The following is a 1,430-nucleotide window of genomic DNA, read 5'->3' on the forward strand; positions in this document are numbered from 1 at the left end:
CTGCTGGTCCCGTGAAGGGCTTGCAAGCCAGGGCACGCCGTTTTCATACTTTCCCAGATGAAGACTTTGGAGAGAGTGTGCGCCGTGGGATCGGCAGATCCCGCAGAGCACCGGCCTGCGCACGGCTTAGTCCAAATAAGACAATAAGGCGGATGAAAGCCTCCCCGCTTCAGGAGATATTCAGGAAGGCGATGAGCTGTTCCATCTTCTCTAAAGACAGATGTTGAATTTCCAGATCACAATAAGTGCTGTCTGGCCGGATCTCGAAAGCACCGCGAGCACTGCAATCAAAGCTTTGAATAGCCTTGCGCAAACTGTACCTGCCGTGAATATTCACATGCGCTTCTGATGGAGCTGCCCGCTTGACCACTTCTGCAATCATGCATTTTTTATCGTGATGATCAGCAATCGCCGCCAGTGCCTTAAAGGCCAGCGGGAACGCTGGCTCTGTGATGTGACGGTTGATCTCCTTCAGGACTTGCTCAGGATGGGATGTAAACCGGTCAGGCGCAAACGTTCGCCGTAATGCTGGCTGCTCTCCCCACGCAGCATATTCTTTCAGATTGCGCCAATAGTGACTGTCTCCCAAATCATGCCGCAGGCTGGCATTGGTTCGTATGCGGCCGCGCTCTTTCATAAAGCTGATGACCAAGGCTCCCATGGGAGCCTCAACCGTGACAAGGTGGCCTTGGGAGAGGATTGTCCCCTCCCCCTCAAACAACATTCTGGCGACCGGTAAAACCGTTTCTTCCAGTGTCATGCCGCCGCTCCAAGTGCATAGTTCCGGCGACTAGGACGATACGGGCGCGTACTGCCATGTGCGTCCCTGATATCATCCATTGAATAGGTGCCACGGCTGCGTGACTTCCATCCGGACGGGCGATAATTCCACTTCTGCTTTTTCTTGGCATACTTGAAGCCTGCCTGTTTCAGGGTCTCTTTATGTTCTCGGGTATTTCCACCAACCCACACCCATGCACCACAGATTTCAATTTCCAGCCCATCCAGATCAATAATGGCGTTGATAGCCGCGTTGAGTTCTTCGCCGTAATTACAATCGCTGTCCTCTTGGGTCTGTGTGCTGGTCGCATCGCGCAGCACATCAAAGGCAGCGTTAACAAGCTTCATCATCTCAGCCCCAGCCGGATTCAGGTCTGGATGGTATTTCTTGGCAGCTCTCTTGTAGGCGGATTTGATTGCCTCTTGTGATGCACCTGAAGAAAGTCCGAGGATGGAAAGGGCGTCTGAGATTTTCATGGTGTTTGCTCCGTCTCTGGAAGGTCCGTTTCTACTTTCCTTGCCAATAAAACGGGTGAGCGGGAGCTGGTGAGGAGGGAGGCTGTCCATGATCTCCCGGAGCCTGAAAGGCGAGGAAGATTGTGGTCAGGTGAGTGACGATCTAGTTCGCGTGAGGGCGCAAGCCCTGCTGC

At 53.4% G+C, this 1,430-nt stretch carries 2 protein-coding genes; both read right to left on the reverse strand.

Annotated elements, in window-relative coordinates:
- Positions 1-169: 169 nt before the first annotated feature.
- A complete protein-coding gene (locus tag PPL9_RS08675; RefSeq protein ID WP_057462338.1) occupies positions 170-760 on the reverse strand; it encodes a hypothetical protein in 591 nt (196 codons plus the stop codon).
- Positions 757-1,257, reverse strand: a complete 501-nt coding sequence (locus tag PPL9_RS08680) for a J domain-containing protein (RefSeq protein WP_057462339.1) — start codon at positions 1,255-1,257, stop codon at positions 757-759. The genes PPL9_RS08675 and PPL9_RS08680 overlap by 4 nt, the downstream gene beginning before the upstream one ends.
- Positions 1,258-1,430 lie beyond the last annotated feature (173 nt).

The sequence above is a fragment of the Pseudovibrio sp. POLY-S9 genome (assembly GCF_001431305.1).
In the GTDB taxonomy this organism is placed as follows: Bacteria; Pseudomonadota; Alphaproteobacteria; order Rhizobiales; family Stappiaceae; genus Pseudovibrio.

Bases quoted from the DNA above. Each gene is read 5' to 3' on its own strand.
- PPL9_RS08675 (WP_057462338.1), bottom strand. From the start codon at position 760: ATGACACTGGAAGAAACGGTTTTACCGGTCGCCAGAATGTTGTTTGAG.
- PPL9_RS08680 (WP_057462339.1), bottom strand. From the start codon at position 1,257: ATGAAAATCTCAGACGCCCTTTCCATCCTCGGACTTTCTTCAGGTGCA.